The 13,791-nt window shown below is 47.9% G+C and carries 8 protein-coding genes; 5 read left to right on the top strand and 3 right to left on the bottom strand.

Annotated elements, in window-relative coordinates:
• Positions 1 to 97: 97 nt before the first annotated feature.
• Positions 98 to 1,615 (bottom strand): UDP-N-acetylmuramate--L-alanine ligase, encoded by a 1,518-nt coding sequence (gene murC, locus IQ217_RS17625; RefSeq protein WP_194021098.1) that lies wholly within the window; start codon positions 1,613 to 1,615, stop codon positions 98 to 100.
• Between the two features lie 254 nt (positions 1,616 to 1,869).
• On the opposite strand from murC, the gene IQ217_RS17620 reads away from it, so the two are divergent.
• Together IQ217_RS17620 and IQ217_RS17615 are read left to right on the top strand one after the other, a co-directional pair.
• Entirely contained in the window at positions 1,870 to 2,883 is a 1,014-nt protein-coding gene (locus IQ217_RS17620; RefSeq protein ID WP_194021096.1) for a type I glyceraldehyde-3-phosphate dehydrogenase, read from the top strand.
• 179 nt (positions 2,884 to 3,062) lie between these two features.
• A complete protein-coding gene (locus IQ217_RS17615; RefSeq protein ID WP_194021094.1) occupies positions 3,063 to 5,669 on the top strand; it encodes a M1 family metallopeptidase in 2,607 nt (868 codons plus the stop codon).
• Positions 5,670 to 5,917: 248 nt separating this feature from the next.
• Here the strand turns inward: IQ217_RS17615 and IQ217_RS17610 are convergent, their stop codons facing one another.
• A complete protein-coding gene (locus tag IQ217_RS17610; protein WP_194021092.1) occupies positions 5,918 to 6,136 on the bottom strand; it encodes a hypothetical protein in 219 nt (72 codons plus the stop codon).
• Positions 6,133 to 6,465 (bottom strand): DUF4258 domain-containing protein, encoded by a 333-nt coding sequence (locus IQ217_RS17605; RefSeq protein ID WP_194021090.1) that lies wholly within the window; start codon positions 6,463 to 6,465, stop codon positions 6,133 to 6,135. The genes IQ217_RS17610 and IQ217_RS17605 overlap by 4 nt, the downstream gene beginning before the upstream one ends.
• Before the next feature lie 197 nt (positions 6,466 to 6,662).
• Here IQ217_RS17605 and psbB point away from each other — a divergent pair, with 197 nt between their 5' ends.
• The 3 genes from psbB to IQ217_RS17590 form a co-directional block, all read left to right on the top strand.
• The gene (gene psbB / locus IQ217_RS17600) at positions 6,663 to 8,186 is read left to right on the top strand and encodes a photosystem II chlorophyll-binding protein CP47 (RefSeq protein WP_190598054.1); all 1,524 of its coding nucleotides are present in this window, start codon (positions 6,663 to 6,665) and stop codon (positions 8,184 to 8,186) included.
• A gap of 252 nt (positions 8,187 to 8,438) precedes the next feature.
• Positions 8,439 to 11,498, top strand: coding sequence for an FkbM family methyltransferase (locus IQ217_RS17595; protein WP_194021088.1), 3,060 nt, complete (start codon positions 8,439 to 8,441; stop codon positions 11,496 to 11,498).
• 317 nt (positions 11,499 to 11,815) lie between these two features.
• Positions 11,816 to 13,791, top strand: a 1,976-nt coding sequence (locus IQ217_RS17590) for an FG-GAP-like repeat-containing protein (protein ID WP_194021086.1), incomplete at its 3' end; no start/stop codon positions are given.

Genomic DNA, 13,791 nt, shown 5'->3' with positions numbered 1-13,791 from the left:
GACGGGTAGCGGGGGAAATAATCATGGCGGTTAGTCCGGAAAATTAGCAGGACGAGGAAAAATCGGTCGCAGATAACCCTAGGTTAGCTTGCCCAGCCTAGGCACAGGCCGCCAGCACCGGCGCAATCTGCTGATTGAGGTTGCCTGCCCCTAAAAATAGCGCCAAATCACCACTCCGCAGAATTTTAGGCAAAAATTCCCTCAATTCCGTCAACTGGGGCTGGTAAACCACATGGCCATGGCATTGGCCTACGGCCTTGGCCAAATCTTCTCCTCGGACGTTGTGGGGATTCTGCTCCCCGGCACTGTAAATATCGGTTAAGACCACCAAATCCGCATCCTTAAAAGCAGTGGCAAATTCCGCCATAAAGGTGTGAGTCCGACTGTAGCGATGGGGCTGGAAAATGGCCACAACCCGTTCATATTTTCCGTGGGTTACCTTTTGTCGGGCGGCGGCCAGGGTTGCCAGTAGTTCACTGGGATGGTGGGCATAGTCATCAATGAAGGTAATGCCGTTGCAATAACCTTTGCATTCAAAGCGGCGTTTGGCTCCATTAAAGTTGGCGATCGCCTGGGCAATAACGGGGAAATCTAAACCTAGTAAACGACCCACCGCCACCGCGGCTAAGGCATTACTAATATTGTGGTCTCCCGGTAGAGTCACAGTCATGGTGCCCAAACACACTCCCCGTTCCCACACCTCCACCTCATTACCATGGGCTTGACGCTTAATTTGCCGGGCTTGGTAATCCGCTTCGGGACGATTTTCCAAACTGTAGGTGATGCTAGGGGAAAGGTGTTGCCGCACCACGCCACAATCGAGGCAACCGATCAGGGTTTGGCAATGGGACTCAAAACTATGGAAAATTTCCACCACCTCGGCCAAGGTGGAGTAGTGATCAGGATGGTCTAATTCAATGTTGGTAACAATGCCGATCTCTGGATGGTGTTTGGTTAAGGAGCCATCGGACTCGTCCACTTCAGCCACCAAATATTCCCCTGAACCAAGATAGGCATTACCCTGCCAAGCATCCACCTCACCGCCGACCACAATGGTGGGGTCTAGCCCAGCTTCCTTTAACACATAGCCAATTAAGCTACTGGTGGTGGTTTTGCCATGGGTGCCTGCCACCCCAATGCCCCGGGACTCCGCAATCATAGCCGCCAAAATATCGGAGCGGTGATAAATGGGACAATTTTTGGCGATCGCCCCTTGATACTCCAAATTGCCTTCATTAATAGCTGTGGAGCACACCACCTGGGGCAGACAATGGGTTTGGTAGCGGCCATTGCCGTTGACGCCGTTACTGGCTGATTCAGCGATCTGTTCCAGGGTCAAACCTGAACCGGGGGAACCAGTGGGTAAAGCCACCGCCGGGTTGACTTGCAGAGATTGAAAATATTCTAAATTTTCCGGCACCTGTTCTTGGAAGATTTTTGCCCCCACGGATTCCAGGCGATCGGTGATATGGGTACGGCGTAGATCGGATCCTGACACAGGGAGATGGCGTTTTGCGAGGACGTAGGCCAAAGCCGACATACCAATGCCCCCAATGCCCAAAAAATGGAAGGGACGACCACTAAAATCCACAGCACCCACAGCAACGCTCCTCACAAGCCATAAATGTTAACGTCTACAATCACCTGCCGGTTCACCGCACCTGTAATTGAGCGACATCATAACAAAAACTCTACCCCCAGGCATAGACAAAACCCAGAGTCCACGGTAAACAGCGACGGAGAGGAGGGGAAAAAGATTCCCACCCCCCCTTTTAAATTCTGGATCTAAGTGTTCAGGCAATAGGATATGATTGGTGTCATTAATAATCCTTAAATGTACTGAGCTAAAACAGAGAGGGCAAGACGAACGTGACTAGAGTAGCAATTAACGGATTTGGACGGATCGGACGCAATTTTCTCCGCTGCTGGCTGGGGCGCACCGATAGCCAGTTGGAAGTGGTCGGCATCAACGACACTTCCGATCCCAGAACCAATGCTCACCTTTTGCGCTACGACTCCATGTTGGGTAAGTTGGATGCGGACATTAGCGCCGACGAAAACTCCATTACCGTCAATGGCAAGACTATTAAATGTGTTTCCGACCGGAACCCCCTAAATTTGCCCTGGGCAGAATGGAACGTAGACCTAGTCATCGAAGCCACCGGTGTTTTTGTTACCCATGAAGGGGCCACCAAGCACGTTCAGGCCGGCGCCAAAAAGGTTTTAATCACCGCCCCCGGCAAGGGGCCCAACATCGGCACCTATGTGGTAGGAGTTAATGCCCACGAGTACAAACACGAAGAATACGAAGTCATCAGTAACGCTAGCTGTACTACCAACTGCCTCGCCCCGATCGCCAAGGTAATTAACGATAACTTTGGCATTATTAAAGGCACCATGACCACCACCCACAGCTACACCGGGGACCAACGGATCCTCGATGCTAGCCACCGGGATTTACGCCGGGCCCGGGCCGCTGCTGTTAACATTGTGCCCACCTCCACCGGTGCCGCCAAAGCCGTAGCCTTGGTCATCCCCGAACTGCAAGGCAAATTAAACGGTATTGCCCTGCGGGTGCCCACCCCCAACGTTTCCGTAGTGGATTTAGTGGTACAAGTAGAGAAAAATACCATTGCTGAACAGGTTAACGGGGTGCTGAAGGAAGCCGCCACCACTGGACTGAAAGGAATTTTGGATTACACCGATTTGGAATTGGTCTCCAGCGACTTCCGGGGTACGGATTGCTCTTCCACCGTGGATGGTAGTCTCACCATGGTAATGGGCGGTGACATGGTCAAAGTGATTGCTTGGTACGACAACGAATGGGGCTATTCCCAACGGGTTGTCGACTTGGCAGAAATCGTCGCTAAGAATTGGAAATAGATTATCCGACTGGGTTATGGGTCGATCCCCCCATGGCTGACAACTAAATGATGAACCATTTTGCCCAATCCTCCTTTCCCAGGGGGATTTTTCTTATCCATGTCCATGCTTGTCAGGGAAAGGCTTTCAGGGTTATGGTTTGAGGAGTGTATTCTCCTTACCCCGGCGCAAATTTCCCCATGTCGTTTTTAACCTTTGATACCGAGTCCAACCAACGGAAAAGCTTTGAGTTGCCCGGCGCTAAGCCCCACTACAATCCCGATCGCCCTGGGCAGGTAAACCATATCTTTTTGGACTTAAAAATCAATTTGGCAGAACGGCATTTACAGGGGGTTTGTCGCCTTACCCTCACCCCGGTGCGTCCTGGTATTCAACAACTGGTGTTGGATGCGGTGGATCTAAAAATTGCCTGGGTCTTGGTGAAAGGAGTAAGTCAACATTTTGACCATGACGGCGATCGCCTGACCATTGATTTACTGCAACCGTTAAGCGTTGAGCCGGTGACCCTGGAAATTCAGTATGAGTTGAAAAATCCCCGTCGGGGCATCTATTTCATTCAGCCCGATCGCCATTATCCCGATAAGCCGGTGCAGGTCTGGACCCAGGGAGAAGATGAAGATTCCCGTTATTGGTTCCCCTGTTTTGATTATCCGGGGCAGTTGGCCACGTCGGAAATTCGGGTGCAGGTGGCCAAGCCCTATCGGGTGATTTCCAACGGCAGTTTAATTGAGCAAAAAGATCTGGGCAATGAACAGGTTTTCCATTGGTCCCAAAGCCAAATTCACCCCACCTATTTAATGACTTTGGCGATCGGGGACTTTGTCGAATTGACCGATAGTTATGGCGATCTGCCAGTGCGCTACTACGTCGAAAAAGGTCGGGAAGCGGACGGTCAAAGGAGCATGGGCAAAACCCCCCGCATGATCGAATTTTTTAACCAAACTTTTGGTTATCCCTACGCCTATCCCAACTATGACCAAGTGTGCGTAGCGGATTTTATTTTTGGCGGGATGGAAAATACTTCGACAACGTTATTAATGGATCGTTGTTTACTAGACGAAAGGGCCGCATTAGATAACCGCAACACGGAAAGTTTAGTAGCCCATGAGTTAGCCCACCAATGGTTTGGGGACTTGGTGGTGATTAAACATTGGTCCCATGCTTGGCTCAAAGAGGGTATGGCTTCCTATGCAGAAGTTTTGTGGACAGACCACGAATACGGTCAAGATGATGCCGCCTATTACCTGTTGGGGGAAGCAAGGAATTACCTAGCGGAAGATAGTTCCCGTTACCGCCGCCCCATTGTCACCCACGTTTATCGAGAAGCCATCGAACTTTACGATCGCCATTTGTATGAAAAGGGAGCCTGTGTTTACCACATGATCCGGACTGTGTTGGGGGATGAGCTATTTTTTAAAGCTGTTCACACCTTTGTTAATGACCATGCCCACAGCACTGTGGAAACCATTGATTTACTGCGGGCTATTGAGAAAGCAACGGGCTTCAATCTCCTTTGGCTCTTTGATCAGTATGTTTTTCGGGGTGGCCATCCCGAATTTAAAGTTAGCTATAGCTGGGACAATGATAATAAGTTAGCCAAGTTAACCATTATCCAAACCCAAGCCAAAGCGGATAGCGACCACAAGGATTTATTTAACTTAAAAATTCCCGTCGCCTTTAATTTTTTAGAAGGGGAAAAAGTAACAAGCCAAGTAATTCCCTTGCAACTCAAAGAACGGGAGCAAGTCTTTTATTTTCCCTTAATCCGTAAGCCAGATTTTATTAGCTTTGACCAAGGCAATAATTTTCTCAAAACGGTGGAATTAGCCTATCCCCTAGCGGAGTTAAAAGCCCAATGTACCCACGATGCTGACCCCATTGCCCGTATTCAAGCGGCGATCGCCATTGGCAAACAGGGGGGCTTGGAAGCGGTGGAGTTTTTAGGAGAAAGGTTACAAACTGAGCCTTTCTGGGGCGTGAGGGTAGAAATTGCAGAACAATTAGCGGGCATTAACTTGGATCAAGCGGGAACCCTATTGATCCAGGGACTGGAAAAAAATGATCATCCCAAGGTGCGACGGGCGATCATTGCTTCTTTGGCCAAGATCAAAACCTCGGCCAGTTATGAAGCGATCAAAAAGTGTTTAGCCCAAGGGGAAGCCAGTTACTACGCCGAGTCAGCGGCGGCCAGTGCCCTCGGTGCTTTGGGGTCTGGTCTGCTCAAGGACAATGAAGGGGAAATTGTCGAACAGTTAACAACGGTTTTGCAAACTCGCCCTGGTTGGAATGAAGTTGTCCGTTGTGGGGCGATCGCCGGTCTGAGTCAATTGACCACTTCCGCCCAAGCAGTGGATACGATTTTGACCTACACCGCCAATGGGGTGCCCCAACCTCTGCGACTGGCCTCCATCCGAGCTTTAGGGGCTGTTTCCGTTGGGCAATCCTCCGAAAAACTGACGGAAATTCTAGAGCAACTAACGGCGATCGCCCAGGAAGAGTTTTTCCTCACTCAAGTTTCTATTACTTCTGCCCTCGGTCAAATGGAAACCCCCAAGGCGATCGGCATTTTGCAAAATTTGGCCAACCAAACCCCCGATGGTCGGGTACGGCGCATGGCGGAAGAAGCGGTGAAAAAAGTCCAAGCCAAAATTGGCAGTGACGAAAAAATCAAGGATCTGCAAACCAATTTGGAAAAACTCCAACAGGAGAATCAAGATCTCCAGAGTCGTCTTGCTAAATTAGAAACCCAATTTGCCCAGACTTCTGCCAAAAAAGAAGATCAGTAGGACTAAACACTTCTATTCACCCTGATGGGCATAAAGCGTCTCCCCCATATCAAATGCCTTCAGACAGATTAATCTGCTCCATTTCACCCAGGGTGAAATCGGCCCAATCTTGATCAAATTTTTGGGCTTCCTGGGACTCTTGCTGATAAAAAATCAACAATCGCTCTTCAAGACGGCGTTGATACCAAAGTCTTAATCCATTGGTGCCATGCAGTTCATCACTTTTCTCTGTTTAAATCAACTTGTCATTAAGCAACCACAACCGGGGTCAGATGGTAAATACGAGCAAGACGAGAGGCGGTCTTAATATCATTTTGGCGCAGGGCTAATCTGAGTTGATCAAGTTTTTGCGCTTCTGCGAGAGATAGGTAGGGTGACCAATCATGGTTAGTGTAGGTTAGTTCAACTTGAATTTCTGCCATATAGTCCCCTTCGTGAATAATTTTTGTTTGGACTTTGGTGTTCATAATTTTCTGGTTTTGTAGTCGTTTTCCCATTTGTTCTCACTGGGCCGGTAGGCAGTGATTAACACGGCGGGGGAGTCTGCATTTTTGGGTATTCCCCAAACCGTATGAATAGGTAGATTTTGTGAATCCCTCTGTAAAACAAGAATGCAGGTTCCTTTTTGATAATTGGGATAGTCTTCTATGACTTCAGCTTCGTTCACACCCACCATAAGGTCATTTACAAAAATGCCGTTGCGGGCCAGGGCGATCGCCAGTCCGTTATGGAAGCATGGTGGGGCTAACCACACCGTTCCCAGCGCCGTCAAACCCTTTGCCCATCCCCTAGGCATCTTGCAGAAATCCTGGCCGCTCGTTACAATCCTTCAAAATATTCTCACTTTGTAAGGGATAATGGATAAAACTTGACTCTGTCCGTCTTGTTCGGTTAACACAACCTATAGACAAGGGTTTTATTTACCCAACGCAGAATAAAAATTAAATCGTCTTTTAAGACACAAAACACTATTCGTTACTAGAAGGAGCGTCAATGGGACTACCTTGGTATCGCGTTCATACAGTTGTCCTGAATGATCCAGGGCGACTCATCTCTGTCCATTTAATGCACACAGCCCTTGTGGCTGGCTGGGCTGGATCCATGGCTCTCTATGAGTTGGCCATTTTTGACTCCAGCGATGCTGTGCTCAACCCCATGTGGCGGCAAGGCATGTTTGTGTTGCCCTTCATGGCCCGCCTCGGTGTCACCAGTTCCTGGAATGGCTGGAGCGTCACCGGAGAAACTGGTTTGGATCCCGGTTTCTGGTCCTTTGAAGGGGTAGCCGCTGCCCACATCGTCCTCTCTGGTCTGCTGTTCCTAGCTGCCGTATGGCACTGGGTTTTCTGGGACTTGGAATTATTTGTTGACCCCCGTACCGGTGAATCTGCCTTAGATTTGCCGAAAATGTTTGGTATTCACCTTTTCCTCTCCGGTTTACTCTGCTTTGGCTTTGGTGCCTTCCACCTCACCGGTGTTTGGGGCCCTGGCATGTGGGTTTCCGATCCCTATGGCTTAACGGGCCATGTACAACCAGTAGCGCCGGAATGGGGACCATCAGGTTTTAACCCCTTTAACCCAGGCGGGGTAGTGGCCCACCACATTGCCGCTGGTATTGTCGGTATTATTGCCGGTCTTTTTCACCTTACGGTACGGCCTCCTGAGCGCTTGTATAAAGCTCTCCGCATGGGGAATATTGAAACCGTATTGTCCAGTAGTATTGCCGCTGTATTTTTCGCCGCTTTCGTTGTGGCCGGTACCATGTGGTACGGCAACGCCACCACCCCCATCGAACTTTTTGGCCCTACCCGTTACCAATGGGATAAGGGTTATTTCCAAGAAGAAATTCAACGACGGGTTGATGGCCAGTTAGCTGAAGGTGCTTCCCTATCTGAAGCCTGGTCTACTATCCCTGAAAAATTGGCTTTCTACGATTACGTTGGTAACAGCCCCGCCAAAGGTGGTTTGTTCCGTACCGGTGCCATGAACAGTGGCGATGGCATTGCCCAAGAATGGATTGGTCACCCAGTCTTCAAAGATAAAGAAGGTCGGGTACTGGATGTCCGTCGTATGCCCAACTTCTTTGAAACCTTCCCTGTCATCATGACTGATGAAGATGGAGTGGTGCGTGCCGACATTCCTTTCCGTCGTTCCGAGTCTAAATTTAGTGTGGAACAAACCGGTGTTACCGTCAGCTTCTATGGTGGTGCCTTGGATGGCCAAACCTTCAACAATCCTAGCGATGTGAAGAAATTTGCCCGGAAAGCCCAATTGGGTGAAGCCTTTGACTTCGACACTGAAACCTTTAACTCCGATGGTGTGTTCCGCACCAGTCCCCGGGGTTGGTTTACCTTTGGCCACGCCGTCTTCGCCTTGCTGTTCTTCTTTGGTCACATTTGGCATGGTTCCCGTACTCTGTTCCGGGATGTATTTGCTGGGGTTGATCCTGGTTTGGAAGAGCAAGTGGAATTTGGGGTATTTGCTAAAGTTGGTGACCTTTCCACCCGGAAAGAAGCCTAGGTTCCCCGAGGCCTTGAGCTAAAAATTAAGTTTTTGAGAATACCTACCTTTGCGGGGTTAACTCAATAACAATTTGACGTTTACAGAAACTATTTCTATGGCGATTTCTTCTACGGGAGAAGTCGCTTTTTGTTGTTGTTTTTCGATTATTGATCATCTTACCAGTGTGCTATGATTCCAGGGTCAAAGCTCGTGGTAAGCAATTGAATTTTGTTGCTTTTACTGATTTTTTAACAGCCCTTAATTATCACCATGGCCGAATTAGCCGGATTAACTGAGAATCACTACATCCTGCAACAGGACCTAGCCGATGCCCTCCAAGCTCTCGGCCGTAGTATTCATTCTTTGGAAAGGGACATAATTATCAGCCATTGTGAAATTAATGCTGATCATGGGGTGGGGGTGTTACTACAAAGACTTTTTCCCAACTCTGACGAGCTATTGACAATTCGTTCCCATGATCTTTACGGCGGGCAACAGGAGTTTGGCGATCGCCATTTTTTGGTGCAGGGAGAAAGTTTTGTCACCATTGCCCAACAGGTGCAGTGGCTGTTGCATTATTACGCTCCCCGAAGACTTTTATCGGTACCCTATTTCCCAGAGGATTACCAAATTTCCATTGCCCTAAAGCGACTGTATAACTGTCCATTGTGTGTTTTCATCATGGACGATCAAAATATTTACTCTCCCCAGGTTCCCGATAGCTTGGTGGAAGAACTATTGTACCGAGCTGATATTTGCTTGGGCATTTCCCGTCCCCTCTGTGATGCCTACGAAGCCAAATTTAAGCGTAAGTTTTGGTTTGTGCCTCCGGTGGTGCAGGGGCATTTACTCCAAACTGAACCACCCCAGAGCTGGGACCGATCGCCGAGTGAACGCCAGGGAGTGATGATTGGCAATGTCTGGAGTCAACAATGGTTAGATCAACTGCGGTCTTTGTGTCGAGCCACGGGGGTAAAAATTGATTGGTATGGTAACCCCAACCGGGATTGGCTAAATTTTACCGAAGCTGAGTTGGGGGAAGACGGCATTAACTTTAAGGGCTTTGTGCCGGAAGATGAGTTGATTAATATCCTCCGAACCGCTGATTTTGCCGTTATTCCCACAGGTAATTCTGACCAAAGCGGCGATCGTCCAGAGTTAACAAAACTAAGCCTGCCTTCCCGCAGTTGCTTTATCACCGCCACCGCCAATTTACCAATTCTGGTGGTGGGTTCCCCCGAAAGTGCCGTGGCCCAATTTGTCCAGAGCCAGGGCATTGGTGTTGTCTGTGCTTACCAGCCGGAGGACTTTTCCGCCAAAATTGATTACTTGTTAGAAAACCAAGGGCGCATTCGCCAACAAGCTTTTAAGCTTGGGAAAAACCTAAGTGCGGACGGCATTGCCCAATGGATTTGGGATTCCCTTGCCCAAGGTCAAGCTATGGATGCACGTTTTGAAGTTCAACAAAAACCGGCCAAGATCATTGATGCCAGTGTGGTCATTACCCCCAACGAAGTCACCTATCGCCACGGCACAGGAGCTTTGATCAAGCGGGTATTTCCCAACGATGGGCAAATTGTTTCTGTGCGATCTGACAATCATTACGGCGGAGACCATAACTTTGGTCTCGAGTCTTACCATCTTTCCCAGCGGGGTTGGAGTCGTAAACAAGTTTTCACCAATATTGCCCAAATTTTCGCTGACCACGAAGTTAGCCGGATCTTTTGTGTCCCTTATTACAGGGAGGATGTGCTGACGGCGATCGCCATTAAGGAATTATTTGGAGTGCCCTTGGCTGTCTGGATCATGGATGATCAAAATATTCGGGTCAACAATATTCCTGATGCCCTCATGGAGGAATTTTTGCAAAAGGCAGATGTGCGCTTTGCCACCCATCCAGAACTGCGGGATGCGTACGAAAATAAATTTGGTTTAAAGTTTTGGATTTTGCCAGCGGTGGTTCCCCATGGGTTAATCAAAACAGAAATTTTTCAACCCACTTCAGACAATTGTGAACAAAAACGGGGTGCTCTATTAGGTAGTATTTGGAGTGAAAAATGGTTTGCTGACCTCTGCTGCAGTACTAAGGAAGCTGGTGTGCAGTTAGATTGGTATGGTAACTCCAAATATTATTGGCTGACGGGATCTAATGAAGATTTACAGGCTAAAGGTATTTATCCCCAAGGACTATTTCCCGAAGATAAATTGGTGGAAAAACTGCAGGAGTATCCTTTCATTGTGGTTCCCTATGGCACCATGGATGAGCGCGACGACCAGCCCCAGCTTTCCCAGCTAAGCTTACCTGGACGGATCTTGTTTGCCCTGGCCACATCTAACACCCCAGTAATTTTGATGGGGAGCCCAAAAACCTCCGCCGCTAGTTTTATTAATCGTTTTCAGATTGGGGTGGTCTGTGACTATACCCCAGAGAGTTTTGGGGCGGCCGTAGCCGAAGTGTTAGACCCTCAACGTCAAAGAGTTTTTAGGGAAAATGCCGTAGCCGTGGCGGAAAAATTTGGCGATCAAAATATTGATAGTTGGATTTGGGACTCCCTGGCTGAAGGACAGGCCGCCGATGAGCACTTTGAATCCCTCTTTCGGCGATCGCCGATTGACCTAGTGCACTTCATTGAACCTCCAGTGCCTAGCCTGATCTACAAGGATTACGCCCAGGTGTACCAAGTAATGCGGCGCTTAAAGGTCAACCATTACCTCCCTGATTTTGTCATGGATGTGGGAGCGTCCCATGGCATTTGGTCCCACACCGCCAGTCAACTTTTTCCCGAAGCCCGCTTCATTTTGATTGATCCTCTGATTAATCGTTATGAACAGGCCGCCCGCAACTATTACCTGAAGAATATTCCCAAAGCTAAGTTTTTAGAAATTGCCGTTTCCAATCAATCCGGTCAACTCAGTTTTCAGGTTTCCCCCGATCTTTACGGTAGTTCCCTGCTCACCCCAGCAGACTTTCGGGATTATGAAACGGTGACAGTGGCAGTCAAAACCCTCGACCAGGTGGCTGAGGAAGAAAATCTCCAAGGGCGGGGTATCCTCAAACTTGATGTGCAGTGCGCCGAACATATTGTCTTGGCGGGGGCAAACACTTTCCTCGAGCAGGTGGATCTAGTGGTGGCAGAACTTTCCTATGTCCGCTACGACGAAAATGCCTTGGTCTTTTTAGAGATGCTTAATCTCTTGGATCAATTGGGTTTCCGTTATTACGATGAAACTGGCGAATGGCGATCGCCGATTGATGGTACCCTCTTGCAGAAAGAAGTAGTGTTCATCCGCCAGGATTTGTTAGTGCCTGAAACCAGTCGTAAAATCTAGTTTTTTTCTGGTTCTTCTATTCTATTTAAATTTTTTTTCATTTTTTTGTGATTCTAATTTCCAATCTCCACAACAAAATGAAATAGAGAAATTAATTAGAGTTGAGGTTAAGATTCATGAAGATAATCCTTGCAGGTTGTTGTTATAGCAACTAGTATGGGACTCAAAGTTGGTTGAAAATTTTTGCTTTTCGGCGATCGTCGCCCCAGGGCTTAGAGGGGCACTTTTGTTAGGACTGCCATTGAAGGAGAAAACGTTAGACAGCCTAACAATGAAAGCAATTCTCTCAAAAAAACATTAAACGGATTCAAATCACCATGAAAAATTTAATGGAAAAAAAACGACATTCGTTATTGTCATCAACAATAGATCAAAGAAATACACTTATTGTTTTTGACGAACGGGTTCAAGATTTAGACATTCTGTACAACGCCTTACTACCCGGCACTGTCGCCCACACACTGGATGCTCAGACTGACGCCATAACAACTATTTCCCGGTTATTATCAGAAACAGGGGCAACCAAGCTGGCGATCGCCGCCCACGGCGAACCTGGTACAATTTTCCTCGGCAAAAATCCCTTAAACTCTCAGCAATTAGCAGCATATTCCCGTCTTTTAATGGAGTGGGGCGTCAAGGAAATTGCCCTCTACAGTTGCCAAGTGGCGCAGGGGAATGTTGGTAAACAGTTCATTCATCAGTTGAGTGAGTTAACCGGCGCAGTTATCGCAGCTTCAGCCACAAAGACAGGGTCTAAAGAACTCGGTGGTAATTGGTTGCTAGAAATGACTACGGGTGAAATACCGGAATCATTAGCATTTGAACGATCGCATTTAGAGATTTACCAAGGCATTCTTGATCGTTTTGACCCCTTCATCACTTACGACACAGGCGTTAATCCTATTGCTGTAACATTGGGGGATTTCAACGGTGATGGTTTTCTAGACATAGCTACAGCGAAAAATAACGAAAACGTATCCTTGCTGTTGAACAATGGTGATGGCACGTTTGGGACTCCAAACTTTACTTTCTTGAGTATAGGAGGTACTAATCCTTTTGCTATTGCTGCAGGGGATTTTAACGATGATGGCGACCTAGACCTAGTGACAGCAAATCGCAACAACAATAGCGTGTCAGTGCTCATAGGTAATGGTAATGGTGGCTTTACTGCGACCAACTTTGCTGCAGGAAGCAATCCTATCGATGTAACCGTAGGAGATTTCAACAATGACGGTAATCTAGACATTGCCACAGTGAAAGATGCGGCCTCAGAGGTATCGTTGTTGTTGGGTAATGGCAATGGCAATGGCACGTTTGGGGGCGCAAGTCTCTTTAACTTGAATATAGGAGGCACAGATCCCTTCGCTATCGCTGCAGGAGATTTTAACAATGACGGTAACCTGGATCTAGTTACCGCAAATCGCAATAATAATAGTGTTTCGGTACTAATAGGCAATGGCAGTGGTGGCTTTACTCCGACCAACTTTAATGCCGGAACCAATCCTATCGATGTGACTGTGGGAGATTTCGACAACGACGGTAACCTAGATATTGCCACAGCGAAAGATAATGGAAACGTATCGGTGTTGTTTGGTAATGGTGGCGGAGTGTTCGGTGGTATAATCTTCCTAAATACGACAGGTACTCCTTCTTCCATCGGTGTGGGGGATTTTAATAACGACGGTAATCTAGATATTGTCACAACCAGCAACAGCAATAATAATGTCTCATTACTATTGGGCAATGGTGATCGAACATTCGAATCCGCTGCTACCTTTGCCGTAGACAGTGGACCTAACTCCATAGCTGTGGGGGACCTCACTAACAATACCCTAAGCGATGTGGTGACAGTAAGTCAGGGGCAAAACACTGCATCGGTCTTGATTAATGACAATCCCGCGGACCTACTTAATACCCCATTTATCCGGTTTCAAAACACAAATCAACCCGGAACTTACTTGTTTGTTAATCAGGTAGAGGCCGCCGCTATTCGCAACAACCCTGGCTTGAGGCAGTTCGTAGAGGAAGGGGTTGCTTTTCAAGTTGCTCAACAAAAAACCGATCCATTGCAACAGGGATTCTTCCGTTTTCAAAATACTAGTCTGCCTGGCACCTACCTGTTTGCCAATGAAGGAGAAGCGGCAGCTATTCGTAGTAACCCCAACTTGAGCAATTTTGTAGAAGAAGGCCTTGCTTTTTATGCCTATGGACCAGGCACAGGCAACGGCACCGCTGATTTCACTCGTTTTCAGAGTGTAGGTGTTCCCGGTACTTATCTCTTTACTGCTCCTGG

The sequence above is a fragment of the Synechocystis salina LEGE 00031 genome (assembly GCF_015207985.1).
GTDB classification, from domain to species: Bacteria; Cyanobacteriota; Cyanobacteriia; order Cyanobacteriales; family Microcystaceae; genus Synechocystis; species Synechocystis salina.
The sequence above is the reverse complement of the archived record's forward strand: the minus strand, read 5'-3'. Positions and strand labels throughout refer to the sequence as shown.

Coding starts and splice junctions, on each gene's coding strand:
- IQ217_RS17615 (WP_194021094.1), top strand. CDS start 3,063: ATGTCGTTTTTAACCTTTGATACCGAGTCCAACCAACGGAAAAGCTTT.
- IQ217_RS17595 (WP_194021088.1), top strand. CDS start 8,439: ATGGCCGAATTAGCCGGATTAACTGAGAATCACTACATCCTGCAACAG.
- IQ217_RS17605 (WP_194021090.1), bottom strand. CDS start 6,465: ATGCCTAGGGGATGGGCAAAGGGTTTGACGGCGCTGGGAACGGTGTGG.
- psbB (WP_190598054.1), top strand. CDS start 6,663: ATGGGACTACCTTGGTATCGCGTTCATACAGTTGTCCTGAATGATCCA.
- IQ217_RS17610 (WP_194021092.1), bottom strand. CDS start 6,136: ATGAACACCAAAGTCCAAACAAAAATTATTCACGAAGGGGACTATATG.